General features: G+C 33.3%; 1 pseudogene. It reads right to left on the reverse strand.

The annotated features are described in order from the left end of the window. A pseudogene (locus HMPREF3241_RS06575) lies at positions 1-673 on the reverse strand (IS110-like element ISSep2 family transposase); the annotation flags it as partial. Positions 674-781 lie beyond the last annotated feature (108 nt).

A 781-nucleotide genomic window follows, 5' to 3' on the forward strand; every position in this document is an offset into this window, starting at 1 on the left:
TCTCCCCAATAATCATAGCTGTGCTTAGCTTACCAATACCAGGTATCGAATGAATAATTTCAAAATAATCGAGTTGTTGTGCTAATTGAATCATGGCATCATCTAATTGTTTGAGATGATGAATAGATTGTTTTAATTGTTGAATAAGTAAGCGTAATTTTTCGACTAGAAAGGAATGTCTATCGACATTAGGATAGCTTTCTTGAGCAATCACTCTTAATTGAAGTGCATATTTTGTTGCTTTATCCATTGACATTCCCTTATTTGTAGAATTGAATATATGTGTAATAAGTACATCCTTGTCGATATCAAGCACCATGTCTGGATGAGTAAAGATTTCTGCGATGTTGAGTGCAATGATTGAATATCGACTACTAAATAATCTTTCTAAACCAGGGAATGTTTGATGGAGTAATTCGAGAATCTGAAATTTAAGTCGATTTTGTTCATTTTCGATTTCTAGATGAAAACGGACGCGTTCTCTTAATTCAAAGAATATTAACTCATGTATAGGTAAGCTGTCTGTTTGTTTGAGCGTCGGTCCTAAACAAGCAAGCTTATGAGCATCTGCCTGATCAGTTTTCCAAGATCTTAGAGCGCTCGTTTTAAATTTGGCTTCTAACGGATTCATTTGAATATAGTTAATTTGATTTACACAACAAAATCGTTCCATACCCTTGAATAGATACCTGTAGATTCAAAAATGAGTTGTGGGTGGTCTAAGTCATTCAAATACTTGAGTAAATAATTGTAGCCATTTTTATTATTTTGGATGAAAAAC

The sequence above is a fragment of the Staphylococcus sp. HMSC34G04 genome (genome assembly GCF_001838765.1).
In the GTDB taxonomy this organism is placed as follows: Bacteria; Bacillota; Bacilli; order Staphylococcales; family Staphylococcaceae; genus Staphylococcus; species Staphylococcus epidermidis.